The 21,659-nt window shown below is 73.2% G+C and carries 17 protein-coding genes; 14 read left to right on the top strand and 3 right to left on the bottom strand.

The window, feature by feature from the left end; all coding sequences use genetic code 11:
• Positions 1-50: 50 nt before the first annotated feature.
• The 6 genes from dxr (at position 51) to ACZ4WH_RS17380 (ending at position 7,330) form a co-directional block, all read left to right on the top strand.
• Positions 51-1,322, top strand: a complete 1,272-nt coding sequence (gene dxr / locus ACZ4WH_RS17405) for a 1-deoxy-D-xylulose-5-phosphate reductoisomerase (protein ID WP_468181211.1) — start codon at positions 51-53, stop codon at positions 1,320-1,322.
• Positions 1,319-2,620, top strand: a complete 1,302-nt coding sequence (locus tag ACZ4WH_RS17400; protein ID WP_468181209.1) for a M50 family metallopeptidase — start codon at positions 1,319-1,321, stop codon at positions 2,618-2,620. Before dxr ends, ACZ4WH_RS17400 begins: the two co-directional genes overlap by 4 nt.
• A 170-nt stretch (positions 2,621-2,790) precedes the next feature.
• Complete coding sequence (gene ispG, locus ACZ4WH_RS17395; protein ID WP_468181207.1) at positions 2,791-3,948, top strand: flavodoxin-dependent (E)-4-hydroxy-3-methylbut-2-enyl-diphosphate synthase; 1,158 nt, start codon at positions 2,791-2,793, stop codon at positions 3,946-3,948.
• 202 nt (positions 3,949-4,150) lie between these two features.
• The gene (locus ACZ4WH_RS17390) at positions 4,151-4,999 is read left to right on the top strand and encodes a GNAT family N-acetyltransferase (RefSeq protein WP_468181205.1); all 849 of its coding nucleotides are present in this window, start codon (positions 4,151-4,153) and stop codon (positions 4,997-4,999) included.
• A gap of 20 nt (positions 5,000-5,019) precedes the next feature.
• Positions 5,020-5,550 (top strand): GNAT family N-acetyltransferase, encoded by a 531-nt coding sequence (locus ACZ4WH_RS17385; RefSeq protein ID WP_468181203.1) that lies wholly within the window; start codon positions 5,020-5,022, stop codon positions 5,548-5,550.
• Between the two features lie 73 nt (positions 5,551-5,623).
• Entirely contained in the window at positions 5,624-7,330 is a 1,707-nt protein-coding gene (locus ACZ4WH_RS17380; RefSeq protein WP_468181201.1) for a proline--tRNA ligase, read from the top strand.
• Positions 7,331-7,484: 154 nt separating this feature from the next.
• Here the strand turns inward: ACZ4WH_RS17380 and ACZ4WH_RS17375 are convergent, their stop codons facing one another.
• The 3 genes from ACZ4WH_RS17375 to ACZ4WH_RS17365 form a co-directional block, all read right to left on the bottom strand.
• Complete coding sequence (locus ACZ4WH_RS17375; protein WP_468181199.1) at positions 7,485-8,390, bottom strand: aminoglycoside phosphotransferase family protein; 906 nt, start codon at positions 8,388-8,390, stop codon at positions 7,485-7,487.
• 161 nt (positions 8,391-8,551) lie between these two features.
• Entirely contained in the window at positions 8,552-9,052 is a 501-nt protein-coding gene (locus ACZ4WH_RS17370) for a ferritin-like domain-containing protein (protein WP_468181197.1), read from the bottom strand.
• Positions 9,049-9,549: a hypothetical protein gene (locus tag ACZ4WH_RS17365; protein WP_468181195.1), complete on the bottom strand. Its 501-nt coding sequence runs from the start codon at positions 9,547-9,549 to the stop codon at positions 9,049-9,051. The genes ACZ4WH_RS17370 and ACZ4WH_RS17365 overlap by 4 nt, the downstream gene beginning before the upstream one ends.
• Before the next feature lie 237 nt (positions 9,550-9,786).
• On the opposite strand from ACZ4WH_RS17365, the gene rimP reads away from it, so the two are divergent.
• The 8 genes from rimP (at position 9,787) to ACZ4WH_RS17325 (ending at position 21,651) form a co-directional block, all read left to right on the top strand.
• Positions 9,787-10,314 carry a ribosome maturation factor RimP gene (rimP, locus tag ACZ4WH_RS17360; RefSeq protein WP_103811099.1) on the top strand — a complete coding sequence of 176 codons (528 nt, stop codon included), beginning with the start codon at positions 9,787-9,789 and terminating at the stop codon, positions 10,312-10,314.
• 2 nt (positions 10,315-10,316) lie between these two features.
• Positions 10,317-11,303, top strand: coding sequence for a transcription termination factor NusA (gene nusA / locus ACZ4WH_RS17355; protein ID WP_468181193.1), 987 nt, complete (start codon positions 10,317-10,319; stop codon positions 11,301-11,303).
• A 110-nt stretch (positions 11,304-11,413) separates the two neighbouring features.
• On the top strand, positions 11,414-11,710 hold the full coding sequence (locus tag ACZ4WH_RS17350) for a YlxR family protein (RefSeq protein WP_468181191.1): 297 nt from the start codon (positions 11,414-11,416) through the stop codon (positions 11,708-11,710).
• 145 nt (positions 11,711-11,855) lie between these two features.
• The gene (infB, locus tag ACZ4WH_RS17345; RefSeq protein ID WP_468181189.1) at positions 11,856-14,939 is read left to right on the top strand and encodes a translation initiation factor IF-2; all 3,084 of its coding nucleotides are present in this window, start codon (positions 11,856-11,858) and stop codon (positions 14,937-14,939) included.
• A gap of 250 nt (positions 14,940-15,189) precedes the next feature.
• Positions 15,190-15,483 (top strand): DUF503 domain-containing protein, encoded by a 294-nt coding sequence (locus ACZ4WH_RS17340; protein WP_030656066.1) that lies wholly within the window; start codon positions 15,190-15,192, stop codon positions 15,481-15,483.
• A gap of 40 nt (positions 15,484-15,523) precedes the next feature.
• Positions 15,524-15,982, top strand: a complete 459-nt coding sequence (gene rbfA / locus ACZ4WH_RS17335) for a 30S ribosome-binding factor RbfA (RefSeq protein ID WP_468181187.1) — start codon at positions 15,524-15,526, stop codon at positions 15,980-15,982.
• Positions 15,979-16,884: a tRNA pseudouridine(55) synthase TruB gene (truB, locus tag ACZ4WH_RS17330; RefSeq protein WP_468181185.1), complete on the top strand. Its 906-nt coding sequence runs from the start codon at positions 15,979-15,981 to the stop codon at positions 16,882-16,884. Before rbfA ends, truB begins: the two co-directional genes overlap by 4 nt.
• A gap of 315 nt (positions 16,885-17,199) precedes the next feature.
• Entirely contained in the window at positions 17,200-21,651 is a 4,452-nt protein-coding gene (locus ACZ4WH_RS17325) for a trypsin-like peptidase domain-containing protein (protein ID WP_468181183.1), read from the top strand.
• Positions 21,652-21,659 lie beyond the last annotated feature (8 nt).

Genomic DNA, 21,659 nt, shown 5'->3' with positions numbered 1-21,659 from the left:
GCGAGGGACGCGCTGTCCGGGCCGTCACCGCCTGCCGCCACAATGGGGGAATGACCGACAGTCCCGCCCGTCCGGCCCCCCTCGCCGACCCGCACCTCGTCTACGACCCCGTCCCCGGGGACGGTCCCAAGGACGTGGTGATCCTCGGCTCCACCGGATCCATCGGCACCCAGGCCATCGACCTCGTGCTGCGCAACCCCGACCGCTTCCGGGTCACCGCCCTCTCCGCGAACGGCGGCCGGGTGGCCCTCCTCGCCGAGCAGGCCCGCCGGCTGCGGGTGCGGACCGTGGCGGTCGCCCGCGAGGACGTCGTACCCGCGCTGCGCGAGGCGCTCGCCGCGGAGTACGCCGGTGCGGAGCCCCTGCCCGAGATCCTCGCCGGGCCCGACGCGGCCACCCAGGTCGCCGCCTCCGGCTGCCACACCGTGCTCAACGGCATCACCGGCTCCATCGGCCTCGCCCCGACCCTGGCCGCCCTGGAGGCGGGCCGCACCCTCGCGCTCGCCAACAAGGAGTCGCTGATCGTCGGCGGCCCGCTGGTCACCGCGCTCGCGAAGCCCGGCCAGATCATCCCGGTGGACTCCGAGCACGCGGCCCTCTTCCAGGCGCTCGCCGCTGGCACCCGGGCCGACGTCCGCAAGCTCGTCGTCACCGCCTCCGGCGGCCCCTTCCGCGGCCGGACCAGGGACGAACTGGCGCACGTCACCGTCGAGGACGCCCTCGCCCACCCCACCTGGGCGATGGGTCCGGTCATCACCGTCAACTCCGCGACCCTGGTCAACAAGGGACTGGAGGTCATCGAGGCCCACCTCCTCTACGACATTCCGTTCGACCGCATTGAGGTGGTCGTGCACCCGCAGTCGTATGTGCACTCGATGGTCGAGTTCACCGACGGATCCACGATCGCCCAGGCGACGCCCCCCGACATGCGGGGGCCCATCGCCATCGGTCTGGGCTGGCCCGAACGTGTCCCGGACGCGGCCCCCGCGTTCGACTGGAGCAAGGCCTCCACCTGGGAGTTCTTCCCGCTGGACGACGAGGCCTTCCCCTCGGTGAACCTCGCCCGGCACGTGGGGCAGCTCGCGGGCACGGCCCCAGCGGTGTTCAATGCCGCCAACGAGGAGTGCGTCGCGGCCTTCCTGAGCGGCGCGCTGCCCTTCAACGGGATCATGGATACCGTCACCCGGGTGGTGGAGGAGCACGGCACCCCGGTCACGGGAACCTCACTCACGGTGTCGGACGTCCTCGAAGCGGAGACCTGGGCGAGGGCCCGGGCCCGCGAACTCACAGCCACGACGGCAACCGCGGAGGCGCGTGCATGACGACCTTGATGTTCATCCTCGGCATAGTGGTCTTCGCGGTGGGCCTGCTCGTCTCGATCGCGTGGCACGAGCTGGGGCACCTGTCCACGGCCAAGCTCTTCGGCATCCGCGTGCCGCAGTACATGGTCGGCTTCGGCCCGACCATCTGGTCGCGCAGGAAGGGCGAGACCGAGTACGGCATCAAGGCGATCCCGCTCGGCGGCTACATCCGCATGATCGGGATGTTCCCGCCCGACGACCAGGGCCGGGTCACCGCCCGCTCCACCTCCCCGTGGCGCGGCATGATCGAGGACGCCCGCTCGGCGGCCTTCGAGGAACTCGAGCCGGGTGACGAGACGCGCATGTTCTACACGCGCAAGCCGTGGAAGCGGGTCATCGTCATGTTCGCGGGCCCCTTCATGAACCTGGTGCTCGCCATCGCCCTCTTCCTCACCGTGCTGATGGGCTTCGGCATCCAGAAGGAAACCACCGTCGTGGAATCCGTCTCGCCCTGCGTCATCGCGCAGAGCCAGCACCGCGACAGCTGCGAGAAGTCCGACCCGTCGTCCCCCGCCAAGGCGGCCGGCATGAAGGCGGGCGACAAGATCGTCTCCTTCGACGGCAAGCCGACCAAGGACTGGAACACGCTCTCGGACCTCATCCGGGACAGCGCCGGGAAGAACGTCGCCTTCGTCGTCGACCGCGACGGCCGGGAAGTGACCCTGCACGCGAAGATCGCCACGAACCAGGTCGCCAAGAAGGACTCCAGCGGCAACTACGTCAACGGCTACGTCAAGGCCGGCTTCCTCGGCTTCAGCCCCGCCACCGGCGTCGTCAAACAGGACTTCGGCGAGTCCGTGACCTGGATGGGCGACCGGGTCGGCGACGCCGTGGACTCCCTCGTCGCCCTGCCCGGCAAGATCCCGGCCCTGTGGGACGCGGCCTTCGGCGACGGCCCGCGCGAGCCGGACTCCCCGATGGGCATCGTCGGCGCCGCCCGGGTCACCGGCGAGATCGCCACCCTGGACATCCCGGCCTCCCAGCAGCTGGCCATGTTCGTGTTCGTGCTGGCCGGCTTCAACCTCTCCCTGTTCCTGTTCAACATGCTCCCGCTGCTCCCGCTCGACGGCGGGCACATCGCGGGCGCCCTGTGGGAGTCGCTGCGGCGCAACCTGGCCCGGGTGCTGCGCCGGCCCGACCCCGGACCGTTCGACGTCGCCAAGCTGATGCCGGTGGCGTACGTGGTGGCCGGGATCTTCGTCTGCTTCACCGTCCTGGTGCTGATCGCCGACGTGGTCAACCCGGTGAAAATCTCCTAGCCACCCGTTGTTCGACGCGGCCCGGACCCGTCAGGTTCCGGGCCGCATTCCATCGGGTGGGTTTACGGGTGGGATGTGCTGACGCGGGGCCCGGTGCCGTAATCTCAAAGCCTGGAGCCCGCCGTTGCACGGGACCGGACCTTGATCCACGACTTGGGGTTGCACAGCAGATGACTGCGATTTCTCTCGGCATGCCGTCCGTTCCGACCAAGCTCGCCGAGCGCCGGAAGAGCCGGCAGATCCAGGTCGGAAGCGTGGCGGTCGGCGGAGACGCGCCCGTCTCGGTCCAGTCGATGACCACGACCCGCACGTCCGACATCGGCGCCACCCTCCAGCAGATCGCCGAGCTGACCGCCTCCGGCTGCCAGATCGTCCGCGTGGCCTGCCCCACCCAGGACGACGCCGACGCCCTCGCCACCATCGCGAAGAAGTCCCAGATCCCGGTGATCGCGGACATCCACTTCCAGCCCAAGTACGTCTTCGCCGCCATCGAGGCCGGCTGCGCCGCCGTCCGCGTCAACCCCGGCAACATCAAGCAGTTCGACGACAAGGTCAAGGAGATCGCGCGGGCCGCCAAGGACCACGGCACCCCGATCCGCATCGGCGTCAACGCCGGCTCCCTGGACAAGCGCCTGCTCCAGAAGTACGGCAAGGCCACCCCCGAGGCCCTGGTCGAGTCGGCCCTGTGGGAGGCGTCCCTCTTCGAGGAGCACGACTTCCGCGACATCAAGATCTCCGTCAAGCACAACGACCCGGTCGTGATGATCGAGGCCTACCGGCAGCTCGCCGAACAGTGCGACTACCCCCTCCACCTCGGCGTCACCGAGGCCGGCCCCGCCTTCCAGGGCACGATCAAGTCGGCCGTCGCCTTCGGCGCCCTGCTCTCCCAGGGGATCGGCGACACGATCCGGGTCTCCCTGTCGGCCCCGCCGGTCGAGGAGGTCAAGGTCGGCCTCCAGATCCTTCAGTCGCTCGGCCTGCGCCAGCGTGGCCTGGAGATCGTCTCCTGCCCGTCCTGCGGCCGCGCCCAGGTCGACGTCTACAAGCTCGCCGAAGAGGTCACCGCCGGCCTGACCGGCATGGAGGTCCCGCTCCGCGTCGCCGTCATGGGCTGCGTCGTCAACGGCCCGGGCGAGGCCCGCGAGGCCGACCTCGGCGTCGCCTCCGGCAACGGCAAGGGCCAGATCTTCGTCAAGGGCGAGGTCATCAAGACCGTCCCCGAGTCCAAGATCGTGGAAACCCTCATCGAGGAGGCCATGAAGCTGGCGGAGCAGATGGAGGCCGAGGGCGTCGCCTCCGGCGAACCGTCGGTGTCGGTGGCCGGCTGACTTTTCCAGCGCCGGTCGGGGGCAGCGCCCCGCCAGGGGCGCGGGGCTGTGGTCGATGTGCGGCTCCGCCGCGTGGGCGCGAAAGGCCCCTGACCGGGCCGCACTCGCCAACGCCCCGAAGCCCCCCGGGCTGGCAGGCGCACGGCGAAGCAGCGCAGCTATAGTGCGGAGATCAGCAGACCCCCAGGGTGAGGCCCCGCACGTGTTGACCCAGACCACCTCACGAGTGCTCGAACCGAGCGACCTGGACGCCGCGCTCGCCGTCCTGGACCGCGAGCCGGTCGCGAACGCCTTCGTGACCTCGCGGGTCCAGGTCGCGGGCCTCGACCCCTGGCGGCTCGGCGGCGAGATGTGGGGCTGGTACGAGGACGGCATGCTCACGTCCCTGTGCTACGCGGGCGCCAACCTCGTCCCGATCTGCGCCACCCCGCGCGCCGTCCGCGCCTTCGCCGACCGCGCCCGGCGGGCCGGCCGCCGCTGCTCCTCCATCGTCGGCCCCGCCGAAGCCACCGCCGCGCTGTGGCGGCTGCTGGAGCCGCACTGGGGCCCGGCCCGCGAGGTCCGCGCCCACCAGCCGCTGATGGTCACCGACCGCATGCCGGCCGGCATCGCCCCGGACCCGTACGTCCGCCGCGTCCGCAAGGACGAGATGGAGACGATCATGCCGGCGTGCGTGGCGATGTTCACCGAGGAGGTCGGCGTCTCCCCGCTGGCCGGCGACGGCGGCCTGCTCTACCAGGCCCGGGTCGCCGAACTCGTCGGGTCCGGCCGCTCCTTCGCCCGCGTCGACGACCAGGGCCGGGTCGTGTTCAAGGCGGAGATCGGCGCGGCGACCCCCCATGCCTGCCAGATCCAGGGCGTGTGGGTGGCCCCCGAGTACCGGGGCAGGGGACTGGCGGCCCCCGGCATGGCGGCCGTACTGCGCTATGCCCTGGCCGACGTGGCCCCCGTGGTCAGCCTGTACGTGAACGACTTCAACACCGCTGCCCGCAGGACGTACCGCAGAGTGGGCTTCCACGAGGTGGGAGCCTTCATGAGCGTGCTCTTCTGACCGCCCTGTACGCTCCCGGCATGGACCTCGTGATCGGCCCCCTGGACCTCGCTGCCCACGTGGACGAGGCCCTGGCCGTCCAAGCCGTCGCCTTCGGGCTCGGCCCGGACGAAGTCGCCGTACGCCGCCAGATCGTCCAGCGGCACATGCAGTACCAGGGCGCGCGGGCCTTCGGTGCCACCGTCCGCGGCCGGCTCGTCGGGTTCGTCTACGGCATGCCCAACAGCCGTACCCACTGGTGGTCCACCGTCGTCGAGCCCTACCTGCGCGCGGGCGGCAACGACTTCTGGCTGGACGACTCCTTCGTCATCACCGAACTGCACGTCCACCCCGACCACCAGAACCGTGGCATCGGCCGGCGCCTGATCACCACCATCACCGACACCGCCGACGAACCCCGCTCGATCCTCTCCGCGATCGACACCGACAGCCCCGCCCGCGGCCTCTACCACTCCCTCGGCTATGTCGACCTCGCCCGCCGGGTCCACTTCCCGAGCGCACCACGGCCGTACGCCGTGATGGGCGCCCCCCTGCCGCTTGCTCGGCGATAACCGATTTCCACCAGCACAGGCGGCCCGGCTAACCTCCTTGCCATCAACCTTTTCCGGCAGGAGTACGAGAACCATGGCCAACGCACCGGTCCAGCGCATGTCCCAGTTGATGGCGAAGACGCTGCGCGACGACCCGGCGGACGCGGAGGTCCTCAGCCACAAGCTCCTCGTCCGCGCCGGTTACGTCCGCCGCACGGCCGCCGGCATCTGGAGCTGGCTGCCCCTGGGCAAGAAGGTCCTCGCCAACGTCGAGCGCGTCGTCCGCGAGGAGATGGACGCCATCGGCGCCCAGGAGGTCACGCTGCCCGCCCTGCTGCCGCGCGAGCCCTACGAGGCCACCGGCCGCTGGGACGAGTACGGCCAGGAGCTGTTCCGGCTCAAGGACCGCAAGGGCGGCGACTACCTCCTCGGCCCCACCCACGAGGAGATCTTCACCCTCCTGGTCAAGGACCAGTGCACGTCCTACAAGGACCTGCCGGTGGTCCTCTACCAGATCCAGACCAAGTTCCGTGACGAGGCACGCCCCCGCGCCGGCATCCTGCGCGGCCGCGAGTTCCTGATGAAGGACTCGTACTCCTTCGACCTGGACGACGAGGGTCTCGGCCGGTCCTACGCCCTGCACCGCGAGGCCTACCAGCGTGTCTTCGCGCGCCTCGGCCTCGACTACCGCATCGTCGCGGCCACCGCCGGCGCCATGGGCGGCTCCAGGTCCGAGGAGTTCCTCGCCCCGGCCGAGGCCGGCGAGGACACCTTCGCCGACTGCCCGAACTGCGACTTCGCCGCCAACACCGAGGCGATCACGTACGAGCTGAAGCCGGTGGACGCCTCCGACGTACCCGCCGCCGAGGACATCCCGACCCCCGACACCCCCACCATCGAGACGCTGGCCGCCTCGCTCGGCGTCCCGGCCTCCGCCACGCTGAAGAACCTGCTGGTCAAGGTGGACGGCGAGATCGTCGCCGTCGGCGTGCCCGGGGACCGCGAGGTGGACCTGGGCAAGGTCGAGGCCCACTTCGCCCCGGCCGCCGTCGAGATGGTCACCGAGGCGGACTTCGCCGAGCGCGCCGACCTGGTCCGTGGCTACGTCGGCCCGCAGGGCCTGGGCGAGAAGGTGAAGTACATCGCCGACCCGCGCGTGGCCCCCGGCACCGCCTGGATCACCGGCGCCAACAAGGAGCACACGCACGCCAAGAACGTCGTCGCCGGCCGGGACTTCGAGGTCGACGAGTACGTGGACGTCGTGGTCGTGCAGGAGGGCGACCCCTGCCCCAAGTGCGGCACCGGCCTGAAGCTGGACCGCGCCATCGAGATCGGCCACATCTTCCAGCTGGGCCGCAAGTACACCGACGCCCTCAAGCTGGACGTCCTCGGCCAGAACGGCAAGCCGGTCCGCGTCACCATGGGCTCCTACGGCATCGGCGTCTCCCGCGCGGTCGCGGCCATCGCCGAGCAGAGCGCCGACGAGCACGGCCTGGTCTGGCCCAAGGAGGTCGCCCCGGCCGACGTGCACGTCGTCGCCGCCGGCAAGGCGCTCCAGACCGAGGTGGCCCTCGACGTCGCCGAGAAGCTCGCCGCCGCGGGCGTCCGCGTCCTGGTCGACGACCGGGCCGGGGTCTCCCCGGGCGTGAAGTTCACCGACGCCGAGCTGATCGGCGTCCCGCAGATCCTGGTCGCCGGCCGCCGCGCCGGCGAGGGCGTCCTGGAGCTGAAGGACCGCAAGACCGGCGAGCGCGAGGAACTGACGGTCGAGGACGCGATCGCCCGCCTGACCGCGCGGTAAGCAGGCGGGACGGGACCTTCCGGGCTCCGCCCGGGGCGTCCGGGAGTCCGGGGGCGGACAGCCGCCCCCGGACGCGGCCGGCCACGGCGATGGTCACCGAGGAGTGCGCTCTGACGGCCACGCCCTACGGCCACTCCGCCGTGACCGCGCTCAGCTAGATCCAGCTCGCGAACTCCAGCAGGAGTTCCGCGTCCTTCTCGCGGCCGACCCGGCGCGCCCGTACGCCGGACTCCACCGCCCGGAACAGGGTCCAGCCCCGCAGCCGTTCCTGGTCGACCTCCAGTGACTCGGCGAGCCGCTTGATCCTGCGCCGGGTGGTGGACGGCCCGGACGGCGCCGCGATCAGGTCCTCCACCCGGTCCCGCACCAGCCGCGCCAGATCGAAGGCGCTCTCGCCGACCACCGGGTCCGGACCCACCGCGAGCCAGGGCATCCGCTCGCCGGAGAGCACCTTGCTCTGCCGGAACGTGCCGTGCAGCAGCAGCTGCTCGGGTGGCGCCGCCAGCAGCTCCTCGCGGGCGGCGAGCGCCGACTCCACCAGCGGGGCGGCCTCCGGATCGGTCCCTGCGCTCGCCCGCATCGCCGTCGCCTGGCGCCCGGTCCGCCCGGCGACGGTCTCGAAGACATGCCCGGCCGGCGGCTCGACCCACAGCCTGCGCAGCGTCCCCGCCGCCTCCAGCAGCGCCTTCGCCTCCGGCAGCGACCGCACCGACACATCCGGGTGCAGCCGCTCCAGCAGCAGCGCCCCGTCCTCCGCCTCTGTCTCGGTCTCCAGCAGCTGTACGGCGCCCAGCCCGCCCCAGTGCGCCAGCGCCGCCCGCTCGCTCTCCGGGCGCGCCCGGGGCGGGGCCAGCTTCAGCACGGCCGGGGTGCCGTCCGCCCGCCGTACCAGCACCACCAGGCTGCTGCGCCCGCCCGGCACCTGCACCCGCTCGACGGTCAACTCGCGCCGGGCGACGGCCCGCTCGGCCGCCCCGGGCAGCCGCGCCAGCCAGTCGTCCCCGGCCGGTGCCGTCTCACCGAGCGCCCGCACCAGGCGCTGCGGCGGTTCGAAAGCCATGCGCGAGTCGTTCCCTTCGTGTCGTGTGCCGCCGGTCCCGTCCAGGTCTCCGCCCGAGTCTCCCGTCCTGATCCCGCCGGGTGCCGTCCTACGGCCGTGTCTTCACGGACCTGTCCTGCCGCCCCGTGGAGCGGCCCGGTCCCGGCCCGCCCCGCCGGCGGTCAACGCGTCGCCGACCCGGACGGCGACGGTGCCGGGCCGGCCGCGCCCGTCCGTTCGGCGGACCGCTCGGCCAGACCAGGGAAGGCTACGCTCTCCCCGCTCCAGCGGACCGCCCGCACCGCGGCCTCCCGCAGCGCCCCGGCCGCGTCGGCCCGCCGCGCGCCGGTCGTGGCCCGCACCAGGTCCGAGTACACCCCGGCCACCCGCTCCTCCAGCCGTGCCGCCAGCCGCAGCGCGCCCGCCCCGTCCTCGACCGGGAACGGCAGCGCGTACGCGGCGCTCGCGGCCACCGGTGCGCCGCCCAGGTCACGCACGGCGCGCACCAGCACGTCCCGGCGCGCGCGGTGGGCGTCGTACGCCGCCCGCGCCTCCGTCCGGCGTCGCTCGCCGATCCGGCCGCCCACGACGCCGTACCCGTACACCGCCGCGTGCTCCGCCGCCAGCGCGGCCTGCAAGGCGGTCAGCTCGGCCTTCGCGGCCCGCTCGGTCCCGTCGCTCACCTGGCTCCCCCCGTCAGCAGGTAGGCGTGCGCGGCTCCGGCCGCAGCGGCCGACGCCAGCAGCCGGGCCAGCTCGCCCGGTACCTCCAGCAGATCCTCGGCGCGCCGGTCGGCGAGGGCGCGCTCGGCGGCGGCCAGCCCGGCGACGGCGTCCTTCCCGGCGGCCGGGACGAGAGCGGCGGAGGCCGTGGCCGTGGCGGAAGCCGTGGCCGCCGCACCGTCCTCGAAGGCCGCCGCGTGGGCGGCGACCTGGGCCCGCAGCGGACTCAGCCGCCCCGCCAGCCCGGGATGCGCGGCGAGCACGGCGTCGTACCGCGCCAGCAGTCCCCGGCTGTCCCGCGCGGCTCGCGCGCGTGCCCGCTCCGTGGCCGACGGACCGTCGTCGCCGGACTCCGGCCCGGGCGAGCAGCCCACCAGCAGGGCGCCGCCGGCGGCCGAGGCGAGCAGGGTTCTTCTGCGCGGCCCCGAAGGCACGCGCGAGGGTGGGGGGTACGGCACGGCTGACGTCCTCGGGGCTCGTACGAACACACGGGCGGGAACGCCGGCCCGCCGTTGATCACGGTACCCGCGCACCAGTGTCACCGGCTCGTGGACCCACCCAAGGGGCGCGAGGCCGCATCGACGGACGGCTGCGCCGCGTGGCCGCGTGCGAACCGGCCCCCGTCGGAGGCAGTACCCTTTGATCAGACACGCGACCCATCCCACAACAGCACACGCGGCCGAGGAGTCACCCGGATGAGCACCACCCAGAGCGAGAGGCTGCGAGAGCTGCTCGAACCGCTCGTCACCTCCCAGGGGCTGGATCTCGAAGAGATCGCCGTGGACTCGGTCGGACGCAAGCGGGTGCTGCGTGTGGTGGTCGACTCCGACACCGGGGCGGATCTGGACGCCATCGCCGATGTGAGCCGTGCGCTCTCGGCGAAGCTGGACGAGACGAACGCGATGGGTGACGCGGCGTACGACCTGGAGGTCGGAACCCCCGGCGCGGAGCGCCTCCTCACCGAGCACCGGCACTTCGTGCGCGCCACCGACCGGCTCGTGAGGTTCCAGCTCACGGAGGGCGGCGAGCTGGTCGCGCGGATTCTGAAGGTCGACGACGAGGGCATCGACGTCGAGGTGCCCGGGGTGAAGGGCCGAAAGGCCACCGCCCGCAGGCTCGGCTTCCCGGAGATCGCCAAGGCGCGCGTGCAGGTCGAGTTCAACCGCAAGGACAGTGCCGGCCCGGCCGGCGAGAAGGACATGAAGGAAGAGGAGGAGGCGTAGCCGTGGACATCGACATGAGCGCCCTGCGGGGCTTGGTTCGGGAGAAGGAGATCTCCTTCGACCTGCTGGTCGAGGCGATCGAGTCGGCCCTCCTCATCGCCTACCACCGCACCGAGGGAAGCCGCCGACACGCGCGCGTGGAGCTCAACCGGGATACCGGGCATGTGACCGTGTGGGCGAAGGAGGACCCCGAGGACCTCGCCGAGGGGCAGGAGCCCCGCGAGTTCGACGACACCCCGTCCGGTTTCGGCCGCATCGCCGCCACCACCGCCAAGCAGGTGATCCTCCAGCGGCTGCGCGACGCCGAGGACGACGCGACGCTCGGCGAGTACGCCGGCCGCGAGGGCGACATCGTCACCGGTGTGGTGCAGCAGGGCCGCGACCCGAAGAACGTGCTCGTGGACATCGGCAGGCTGGAGGCCATCCTGCCGGTGCAGGAGCAGGTGCCCGGCGAGACGTACCCGCACGGCATGCGCCTGAGGTCGTACGTCGTCCGGGTGGCCAAGGGCGTGCGCGGGCCGTCCGTCACCCTCTCCCGTACGCACCCGAACCTGGTGAAGAAACTCTTCGCCCTGGAGGTGCCGGAGATCGCCGACGGTTCGGTGGAGATCGCCGCGATCGCCCGTGAGGCCGGTCACCGCACGAAGATCGCCGTACGGTCCACCCGGTCGGGCCTGAACGCCAAGGGTGCCTGCATCGGCCCCATGGGCGGTCGGGTGCGCAACGTGATGGGCGAGCTGAACGGCGAGAAGATCGACATCGTCGACTGGTCGGACGACCCGGCGGAGATGGTCGCGAACGCGCTGTCACCCGCTCGGGTGAGCAAGGTGGAGGTCGTGGACATGGCCGCGCGCTCCGCCCGGGTGACCGTGCCGGACTACCAGCTGTCGCTGGCGATCGGCAAGGAGGGCCAGAACGCCCGCCTCGCGGCCCGGCTGACCGGCTGGCGGATCGACATCCGGCCCGACACCGAGCAGGCCGGGGAGTAGATCCCGGGGCCGGGGAATAGATCCAAGCCGCCCGGCGCTGAGATCACGACAACAGCCGTTCGATTCTTGCCCCAAAGGGGTGAGGTCGGTACGGGGAGGTAGACTTAGCTGTGTCTGGCCGGACGCACGCCCGAGTATGCCCTGAACGCACCTGTGTGGGGTGCCGGGAGCGGGCGGCCAAGAACGATCTCCTGCGGATCGTGAAGATCGAGGACGCCTGCGTCCCCGATCCTCGCGGTACGCTGCCCGGCCGGGGTGCGTATGTGCACCCCGCCCTGGTCTGTCTCGACCAGGCGGTACGCCGCCGGGCGTTCCCGCGGGCACTGCGCGTCCCGGGACCGCTCGACACAAAGGCGTTGCGTCGATACGTCGAGCAGACAACAGTTGCCGAGCAGGCAACGCCGTAAGACAAGCCGCACGGAACCCCGTGCGGTCTGGTACCTCGCGAGTCGAAAGCAGGTCGAGATTGCGATGAGCACTCGATGAGTACGCGATGAGTACGCCCATGAACTAGCGACGGTCCGGCTTCAACCCGGACCTCAAAGGAGCGAAGTGGCTAAGGTCCGGGTCTACGAACTCGCCAAGGAGTTCGGTGTCGAGAGCAAGGTCGTCATGGCCAAGCTCCAGGAACTCGGTGAATTCGTCCGTTCGGCGTCTTCGACCATCGAAGCGCCGGTTGTACGCAAGCTGACCGACGCCTTCCAGGGCGGTGGCAACGGCAAGTCCGCCGGCAAGTCCGCCCCGCGCAAGGCTTCCCCCAAGCCCGCCGCGCCCTCCCCGGCGCAGGCGGCACGTCCGGCTGCCCCGGCCCCGAGGCCGGCTGCCCCCAAGCCGCCGACGGCGCCCGCTGCCCAGCAGCCGGCCGCCCCGTCGGCTCCCTCGGCGCCCGCACAGGCACCGGCCCCGGGCCCGCGCCCGGTGCCGGGTCCCAAGCCCGCGCCGCGCCCGGCCCCGGCCGCCCCGGAGTTCACCGCTCCGCCGGCCGCCCCGGCCGCGCAGACCCCGCAGGCTCCGGCCGCCCAGGGTCCGCGTCCCGGCGCCCGTCCCGGTGCCCCGAAGCCCGGTGGCGCTCGTCCGGCCTCCGGTCAGGGTCAGTCGGCCCGTCCGGGCCAGGGCGGTTCCCGCGCCGGTGGCCAGGGCGCGCGTCCCGGTTCCCGTCCGGCCGGTCCGCGTCCGGGCAACAACCCCTTCACCTCCGGCGGCAACGCCGGAATGGCCCGTCCGCAGGCCCCGCGCCCGCAGGGCGGTCCGCGTCCCGGCCCCGGCGGTGCCCCCGGCGCCGGTCCCCGTCCGCAGGCGCCCGGCGCCCAGGGCGGCGGTCCGCGTCCGCAGGCTCCCGGCGGTTCCCGGCCGTCGCCGGCCGGCATGCCCCGCCCGCAGGGCGGTCCGCGTCCCGGCCCGGCCGGTCCGCGCCCGAACCCCGGCATGATGCCGCAGCGTCCCGCTGCCGGCCCGCGTCCCGGCGGCGGTGGCCCCGGCGGCCGCGGTCCCGGTGCCGGCGGTCGTCCCGGTGGCGGCGGCGGTCGTCCGGGCGGCGGCGGCTTCGCCGGTCGTCCCGGTGGCGGTGGCGGCGGCGGTGGCTTCGCCGGTCGCCCCGGTGGCGGCGGCGGTGGCGGTGGCTTCGCCGGTCGTCCGGGTGGTCCCGGCGGTGGCGGCGGTGGCCGTCCCGGCTTCGGTGGCCGTCCCGGCGGTCCCGGTGGCCGCGGTGGCACGCAGGGCGCCTTCGGCCGTCCCGGCGGTCCCGCGCGTCGAGGCCGCAAGTCGAAGCGGCAGAGGCGCCAGGAGTACGAGGCCATGCAGGCCCCGAGCGTCGGCGGCGTGATGCTGCCGCGTGGCAACGGCGAGACCATCCGTCTCTCCCGCGGCGCGTCGCTCACCGACTTCGCGGAGAAGATCAACGCCAACCCGGCGTCCCTCGTCGCGGTCATGATGAACCTCGGCGAGATGGTCACGGCGACGCAGTCCGTCTCCGACGAGACCCTCCAGCTCCTCGCCGACGAGATGAACTACACGGTTCAGATCGTCAGCCCGGAGGAGGAGGACCGCGAGCTGCTCGAGTCCTTCGACATCGAGTTCGGCGAGGACGAGGGCGACGAGGAGGACCTGGTGGTCCGCCCGCCGGTCGTCACCGTCATGGGTCACGTCGACCACGGTAAGACCCGACTGCTCGACGCCATCCGCAAGACGAACGTCATCGCGGGCGAGGCCGGTGGCATCACCCAGCACATCGGTGCCTACCAGGTCGCGACCCAGGTCAACGACGAAGAGCGCAAGATCACCTTCATCGACACCCCGGGTCACGAGGCGTTCACCGCCATGCGTGCCCGTGGTGCGAAGTCGACCGACATCGCGATCCTGGTCGTCGCGGCCAACGACGGCGTCATGCCGCAGACGGTCGAGGCGCTCAACCACGCCAAGGCGGCCGACGTGCCGATCGTGGTCGCGGTCAACAAGATCGACGTCGAGGGTGCCGACCCGACCAAGGTGCGCGGTCAGCTGACCGAGTACGGCCTGGTGGCCGAGGAGTACGGCGGCGACACCATGTTCGTCGACATCTCCGCCAAGCAGGGTCTGCACATCGACTCGCTGCTGGAGGCCGTGATCCTCACGGCCGACGCCTCGCTCGACCTGCGGGCCAACCCGAACCAGGACGCGCAGGGCATCTCGATCGAGTCCCGTCTCGACCGCGGCCGTGGTGCCGTGGCGACGGTCCTCGTCCAGCGAGGCACGCTGCGGGTCGGCGACACGATGGTCGTGGGCGACGCCTACGGTCGCGTGCGCGCCATGCTCGACGACAACGGCAACAACGTCGCCGAGGCCGGCCCGTCGACGCCGGTCCAGGTCCTGGGCCTGACCAACGTCCCGGGTGCGGGCGACAACTTCCTGGTGGTCGACGAGGACCGTACGGCCCGTCAGATCGCCGAGAAGCGCGCCGCCCGCGAGCGCAACGCGGCCTTCGCCAAGCGCACGCGTCGCGTGTCCCTGGAGGACCTGGACAAGGTGCTGAAGGCCGGCGAGGTCCAGCAGCTGAACCTGATCATCAAGGGTGACGCTTCTGGTTCGGTCGAGGCCCTGGAGTCCTCGCTGCTCCAGCTGGACGTCGGCGAAGAGGTCGACATCCGCGTCCTGCACCGCGGCGTCGGTGCGGTCACGGAGTCCGACATCGACCTGGCGATGGGCTCCGACGCCATCGTGATCGGCTTCAACGTCCGTGCGGCCGGCCGCGCGGCGCAGATGGCCGAGCGCGAGGGTGTGGACGTCCGGTACTACTCGGTCATCTACCAGGCGATCGAGGAGATCGAGGCAGCCCTCAAGGGCATGCTCAAGCCGGAGTTCGAAGAGGTCGAGCTGGGCACGGCGGAGATCCGCGAGGTCTTCAAGTCGTCCAAGCTGGGCAACATCGCCGGTGTCCTCATCCGCTCCGGCGAGGTGCGCCGCAACACCAAGGCCCGCCTCATCCGAGACGGCAAGGTGGTCGCGGAGAACCTCACCATCGAGGGCCTGCGTCGCTTCAAGGACGACGTCACCGAGATCCGCGAAGGCTACGAGGGCGGTATCAACCTCGGAAACTTCAACGACATCAAGGTCGACGACGTCATCGCGACGTACGAGATGCGGGAGAAGCCGCGGGCGTAACGCCTGTGGTTCGTGCTGGCCGGCGGGACTGCGGTTCCGCCGGCCAGCGCGCCGTTTTTTGCCCACCCACCCGCCCGAATCGGTCGGCTGAATCGCTGGGGTCTGAGGGCGGAACCCCCAGGCGGTCCGCGGCGCACGGCGCCGAAACCCTGTCGAGCCACCGGCAGGCACGCGGTACGGTTCTTGATGTCCCCGGCCACACGGACCCGGGGCCATCGATCCCGTACCGGCGGGTGAACCGGTTGCACACATGTACGTGGGGACTCTGTCCTTCGACCTCCTCCTCGGCGACGTCCACTCGCTGAAGGAGAAGCGCTCCGTCGTCCGCCCGATCGTCGCCGAACTCCAGCGGAAGTACGCCGTGAGCGCGGCCGAGGTGGACCATATGAACCTCCATCGGCGGGCGATCATCGGCCTCGCCGCGGTCTCCGGCGACGCGGCGCACCTCACCGACGTACTGGACCGGTGTGAGCGGCTGGTCGCCGGCCGCCCCGAGGTGGAGCTGCTGTCCGTGCGACGGCGCTTCCACGGCGACGACGACTGACCACGAAACGCAAGCAAGAGAAAGAACGGGAGACGGACCAGTGGCCGACAACGCGCGGGCTAAAAGGCTGGCGGACCTCATCCGGGAGGTGGTGGCCCAGAAGCTACAGCGCGGGATCAAGGACCCGCGGCTCGGCTCACACGTCACCATCACGGACACCCGGGTCACGGGCGACCTCCGGGAGGCGACCGTCTTCTACACGGTCTACGGCGACGAGGAGGAGCGGCAGGCCGCCGCCGCGGGCCTGGAGAGCGCCAAGGGCATCCTGCGCTCCGAGGTGGGCCGCGCCGCCGGGGTGAAGTTCACGCCCACCCTGACCTTCGTGGCGGACGCCCTGCCGGACACCGCCCGGAACATCGAGGACCTCCTCGACAAGGCCCGGCAGTCCGACGAGAAGGTGCGCGAGGCGGCCACGGGCGCCACGTACGCCGGCGGCGCCGACCCGTACCGCAAGCCGGCGGACGAGGACACCGACACGGACGGCGACGCCACCGAATGACCCAGAAGCACACCACGCCCGACGGCCTCGTCATCGTCGACAAGCCGTCGGGCTTCACTTCGCACGACGTGGTCGCCAAGATGCGCGGAATCGCCAGGACCCGCCGCGTCGGCCACGCCGGCACCCTCGACCCGATGGCGACCGGCGTCCTGATCCTCGGGGTCGAGCGCGCCACCAAGCTCCTCGGGCACCTCGCGCTCACCGAGAAGGAGTACCTGGGCACCGTCCGCCTGGGCCAGAGCACCCTCACCGACGACGCCGAGGGCGAGATCACCTCGTCCACCGACGCCTCCAAGGTGACCCGGGACGCCATCGACGCCGGCATCGCCAAGCTGACCGGCGACATCATGCAGGTGCCGTCCAAGGTCAGCGCCATCAAGATCGACGGCGTACGGTCGTACAAGCGGGCCCGCGAGGGCGAGGACTTCGAGATCCCCGCCCGGCCGGTGACCATCTCCTCCTTCGCGGTGTACGACGTCCGGGACGCGGTCGCCGAGGACGGTACGCCCGTGCTCGACCTGGTGGTGTCGGTGGTCTGCTCCTCCGGCACCTACATCCGCGCCCTCGCCCGTGACCTGGGCGCCGACCTCGGAGTCGGCGGCCACCTCACCGCGCTGCGCCGCACGCGCGTCGGGCCGTACAAGCTGGACGCGGCGAAGACGCTGGACCAGCTCCAGCAGGAGCTGACCGTGATGCCGGTCGCCGAGGCCGCCGCCGCGGCGTTCCCGCGCTGGGAGGTCGACGACAAGCGGTCCCGGCTGCTGCTGAACGGCGTCCGGCTGGAGATCCCCGACGTGTACGCGGGCGCCGGTCCTGTGGCCGTCTTCGACCCCGAGGGCCGTTTCCTCGCGCTGGTCGAGGAACACCGGGGCAAGGCGAAGAGCCTGGCGGTCTTCGGCTGAGGCCCTGAGCCCTTCAGGCCTTGAGCCCTGGAGCCATTGAGCCCTTGAGCTGTGACGCCGGGCCCGCACGGATCGGCTGTCTGCCGTGGAGCGGCGGCCGGCCACGGGTCGGCCCTGCCGCCACTCCACGGTCCCCCCTCGGTTCCCCCACCCCTAGGGTTATCCAGCAACCTCCGCCAATTCACCCGTCCGGGCAGGCGCTCGGAGTGAAGCGGGGGAGCGGAAGGGGGCGCGTTCACCACGCGATCTGTCCCGCCGATCATCCCGCGCCTACCGTCGGAACCAGGGCACGGGGACGGGCGGGGAGGTACGACCATGACGGAACGGGGCCCGCGGGACGGAAGCGGGCACCGGGGGTACGGGTGCGGGGAGCGTGGCGAGGGGGATCGCGCGGGCGGGGATCGCGCGTATGAGGAACGGCCGTCCGGAAGGTGCGCGTACGAGGAGCCTGCGGGCGATGGGCCTGGTACGGGCGGGGGAGCGGGTCCGGAGGAGAGGGCCCGTGCCGCCACCCGGTCCGACGAGGCGGGCGTAGGCGCCGACACCGCTCGCTTCGACGCCGCCCTCGTCCGCATCCGGGACCTGGCCGGCCGCCCGCGCGGACTCGGCTTCCTCGCCGATCACGAGGGCACCCTGCTCACCAGCCACGAGGCCGTCGACGGCCTGCCCCGGCTGGTGCTGCACGCCTCCGGCGACCGCACCTGCGTGGTCGACGCCGACGCGGTCACCGCACTGCCCGGCCTGGACCTCGCCCTGGTGCGCACCGAGGGCCTCGGCGCGGAGCCGCTGCCGGTGACCGCGCGGGAGCGGATCGACGCCGGCACCTACGTACGGGTCGCCGCCGGCTGCTGGCGCGAGGCGCGGGTGCTGGCCGCCACGCAGGTGACGTACACCGCCACGGACCGCTTCCACCTCCTGGACGACGTGCTGGAGCTGGCCATCGGCACGGCCGGCCGGGACGCGCTCCGGCTGGGCGGCGGCGCGGCCGGTGGACCGGTGCTCGACGCGCGCACCGGAGCGGTCGTCGGCGTCCTCGGCACCGCCCTGCACAGCGGCGAGCGCGACGCGGGCTTCGCGGTGCCTCTGCGGCCCGCCGACGGCGCCCTCGCCGGCCTGCTTGCCCGCAACGCGGCCACCGTGCCCGCGTACGGCGCCGACCTCAACCTCGCCGGCGTCCTCCAGCTGACCACGACCTCGGTGGGCCAGGACGGCCCCCCGTGCGCCGTCGAACCGGTCGAACGCGCCGACATCGCCCGGGAGTTGGCGGCCTTCACCGTCGGCGACCGGCCCGTGCTCGGCCTCGTCGGCGCGCCGGGCAGCGGTCGTACGACGGAACTCGCGGCGCTCGCCGCCCGCCGCGCCCGGGGTGAGCGGCCGGCCCCGACGCTGTGGCTGCGCGGTGCCGACCTGAAGGCCACCGACGACTCGGTGGCCGACGCGGCCCGCCGCGCCCTGGCGCGTGCCGCCCGGATCATCGCCGCGTCCCGCTCCGCCCGACCCGAAGACCTCGGCGACGTCACACCCGACCACGTGGCCCGCCTCGCCGCGCGGGCCGGCCGTCCGCTGCTGCTCCTCCTGGACGGCCCCGAGGAGATGCCCCCCGCCCTCGCCCACCGCCTGCCCACCTGGACCGAGGGCACGGCCGCCTGGCTGCGCGAAACAGGGGCACGTCTGGTGCTGGCCTGCCGAGAGGAACACTGGGAACACACCGGCAAGGCCTTCCCACAGGCCCTCCTCCACGTGCCGGGCACCCCAGGAAACCCATCATCCATGCCGCCCGGCCTCGAGGTCCCGGCGGAGGGTGGCGAGCCGCTGGGAACTGCTTCCGGGGCTCCGGTGGGCGGTGGCGAGCCGCTGGGAACTGCTTCCGGGGCTCCGGTGGGCGGTGGCGAGTGTCCGCGCGCGCAGGCTGATCCTGGGGCTCCGGTGGGCGGTGGCGGGTTTGTGCGCACGCAGGCCGATGCCGGGGCCTCGCTGGGCGGTGGCGAGTTTCTGTTCACCCAGGCCGATTCCAGGGCCTCGGCGGGTGGTGGCGGGTGTCCGCGCGCGCAGGCCGATCCCGGGACCCCGGCGGGCGGCGGTGAGCCACTGCACAGCACCCCGGCCGACCCTCCGCCTTCGCCCCCAGCGTCAGCCGGGCCGGCCGAGCCGCTGCACGCTGTCGCCGACCGCGCGCCCTCGCCCGGTGCGTCGGCCGACGGCGCCGAACCGCAGGTTCCCCTGCCCAGCCCCGCCTCCCCGGCGGACAGCCCCCAGCGGCACCGCCCTCCGGCCGGCGTTGTCTTCCCGGCGGGCAGCCCTGAGCCGCACCACTCTCCGGCCGGCGTTGTCTTCCCGGCGGGCAGCCCCGAGCCGCACCACTCTCCGGCCGCCGTTGTCTTCCCGGCGGGCAGCCCCGAGCCGCACCACTCTCCGGCCGCCGTTGTCTTCCCGGCGGGCAGCCCCGAGCCGCACCACTCTCCGGCCGGCCTTGCCTCCCCGGCGGACAGCCCTGTACCGGACCGCACCCCCGCCACCGCCGCCACCCCACCCCACGCCTCCTCTGCCCCCGGCGAGTCCCTCTCCGGCGCAGCCCCCCGCACCCCCGCCACCGACCCGCTTCCCCCCTGTCTGCGGATCGGGGAGCTCACGGTCGGTGAGGCGCGGTGGGCTCGGGCGCGGTATGGGATTCCTGAGGGTGTGCTCGGTGAGCGGGACGCGCGGCATCCGCTGGTGCTTCGGCTGCTGTCCAAGGTGTGGGCCGCCGTACCCGACCCGCTGGTCGCCGGGCCCGTCGACCGGCACGACGTGTTCGCCGCCCACCTCGACCTGATGTGCCTGCGCATCGCGGTCCGCCTCGCCGCCGCCGGCGGTCTGCGCGGTACGGCCGTGCGGCGGCTCGCGGCGCGGGTGGCCCGGCAGGTGCACGAGGCCGCCCGGCGCAGCCTCGGGCCGGGGCAGGGAGAGCTGGACCGGGAGTCGTTCGAGGCGGTGTTCCCCTGGGGCCCGGCCCCCGCCCGGCTCGGCGGCGGCACCGGCTGGGCCTCCGCCGTGCTCACCGAGGGCCTCCTCGTGCCGGCCGGCACCGGTTACCGCTTCGCCCACGAGGAGCTGGCCGACTGGATCCAGGGCACCCACCTCGACCTGGACGCGGCGCTGCGGGCCCTGGTGCACCGCGCCGGCGAGCCGAGCACGTCCCGTCCCGTGCCGGTGCCGTACCACCGCGTCGGACCCGTCGTGCAGGCCCTGCTGCTCCTGGGCCGCCAGCAAGGTCCCAGGCAACTCGCTCTCCGTCTGCGAGAGTTGGTCGACGCGCTGGACCGTGACACCGGCTCCTGGTGGGCCGCCCGGCTGCTCGCCCGGACCCTGCTCCAGGTCCCGGACGCGACGCCGTACATCGAGGTGCTGCGCCTGCTCGCCGACCGGGTCGTCGTCTGGCGCGGCGCCCAGCGGCCCGTACCGGCCGACTTCCGCCCCGCCTTCTGGACCGCCCTTCCCGTCCCCGACCCCGAGCGCCTGGACCTGTTGCGCCGCCTCGTCCTGGCGGACCCGGCGCCGCCCGCGGCAGGCGACCGGTACCTGGACGCCGTCGCCGGACTGCTCGCCGCCGCCCCCACCGTCGTACAACCCCTGCTCACCCACTGGTTCGCCGACGAGCAGCCGCTGCCCGCGACCCCGCACGCCACCGTGGCCACCGCCGCGCAGGCGCTGCTGCACACCCACCGGCACGGCGCCCTGGACGATCTCACCGAGGTGCTGGTTGCCTGCGCGCACCGGCGTGCCGACGAACTGCTCGCCGTCCTCGCCGAGGAGGAGCCGTCGGCCCTCTGCCGGGCGGTCGACCGCTGGGCGCACGACGAGCGCCCCGCCCGCAGGATCGCGGCCGTGGCCTTCGCCCTGCGCGCGGCCCCCCACGCCCGCTCCGACGCCGACCGCGAGCTACTGCGCTACGCCGCCCTCACCCTGCTCGCCCGCCCCGCCGACCGCACCCTGCACGGCGCCGCGCTGGCCCTCCTGGTCCGCGACCCGCGCACCCGCGACCGGCACCTGCCCGCGGCCCTCCGCCATTTCGCCGACGGCGACCCGCAGTTCCCGCCCAGCGCCCTCGTCACGGCCCTGACCACGCACCCGGAACCGGTCCTGGAGGCCTTCCGTGCCCGCCTGCGCGCCCCGGGCGCCGGTGGCCCGGACACCGGAGCGGTCCTGCGCGGCCTCACCGAGGTCACCACCCCGGCCCTGGCCCGCCGGGTCGCCGCCCTCGTCCGGGAGTCGGTGCGCCCGCACCCGGAGACCGCCGGACAGGTCGCCGGCCATGTCGACCGCCGCCTCGAACAGGGCCCCACCGCCCGCCCGGTCCTGCTGCCCCTCGTCACCGGCCTGCTCGACGGCGGCCCCGAACCGCTCCGGGCGGCCCTCGCCACCGTCCTCGCCGCCCCCGGCACGCCCGCCTCCCGTCCGCTCCGCCGCGAGCTGCTGGAGTTCCTGCTCGCCCGGGAAGAGGACCCGTCCGTCCTGATCGCCGTCCTGCACGCGGCCGCGGACCACGGCGGCGGCCGGGAGGAGGAGGCCCGCGGCCTGGTGCACCGCACCGGACTGCTCCTGGTCCGCACACCCGAGGGCGCCACCCGGTTCGACCGCGCCCTGGTCGACCTCGGCCGGCACACGCCCGGCTTCGCCGCCCGCATGGCCCGCTGGCTGACCGAGGCCCCGGACGACTGGGCGGCGGTGGTCGGTCCCAGCACCCGCCGCATGATCGAGAACCTGGCGGGCGCCCGCGTACCGGCCTGAGCTGCGGC

It is taken from the genome of Streptomyces sp. NPDC029138, from assembly GCF_055564375.1.
The sequence above is the reverse complement of the archived record's forward strand: the minus strand, read 5'-3'. Positions and strand labels throughout refer to the sequence as shown.

Excerpts from the sequence above, each read along its gene's own strand:
- ispG (WP_468181207.1), top strand. The coding sequence starts at position 2,791 with ATGACTGCGATTTCTCTCGGCATGCCGTCCGTTCCGACCAAGCTCGCC.
- rimP (WP_103811099.1), top strand. The coding sequence starts at position 9,787 with ATGAGCACCACCCAGAGCGAGAGGCTGCGAGAGCTGCTCGAACCGCTC.
- truB (WP_468181185.1), top strand. The coding sequence starts at position 15,979 with ATGACCCAGAAGCACACCACGCCCGACGGCCTCGTCATCGTCGACAAG.
- ACZ4WH_RS17400 (WP_468181209.1), top strand. The coding sequence starts at position 1,319 with ATGACGACCTTGATGTTCATCCTCGGCATAGTGGTCTTCGCGGTGGGC.
- ACZ4WH_RS17340 (WP_030656066.1), top strand. The coding sequence starts at position 15,190 with ATGTACGTGGGGACTCTGTCCTTCGACCTCCTCCTCGGCGACGTCCAC.
- dxr (WP_468181211.1), top strand. The coding sequence starts at position 51 with ATGACCGACAGTCCCGCCCGTCCGGCCCCCCTCGCCGACCCGCACCTC.
- ACZ4WH_RS17380 (WP_468181201.1), top strand. The coding sequence starts at position 5,624 with ATGGCCAACGCACCGGTCCAGCGCATGTCCCAGTTGATGGCGAAGACG.
- ACZ4WH_RS17325 (WP_468181183.1), top strand. The coding sequence starts at position 17,200 with ATGACGGAACGGGGCCCGCGGGACGGAAGCGGGCACCGGGGGTACGGG.
- ACZ4WH_RS17375 (WP_468181199.1), bottom strand. The coding sequence starts at position 8,390 with ATGGCTTTCGAACCGCCGCAGCGCCTGGTGCGGGCGCTCGGTGAGACG.
- ACZ4WH_RS17385 (WP_468181203.1), top strand. The coding sequence starts at position 5,020 with ATGGACCTCGTGATCGGCCCCCTGGACCTCGCTGCCCACGTGGACGAG.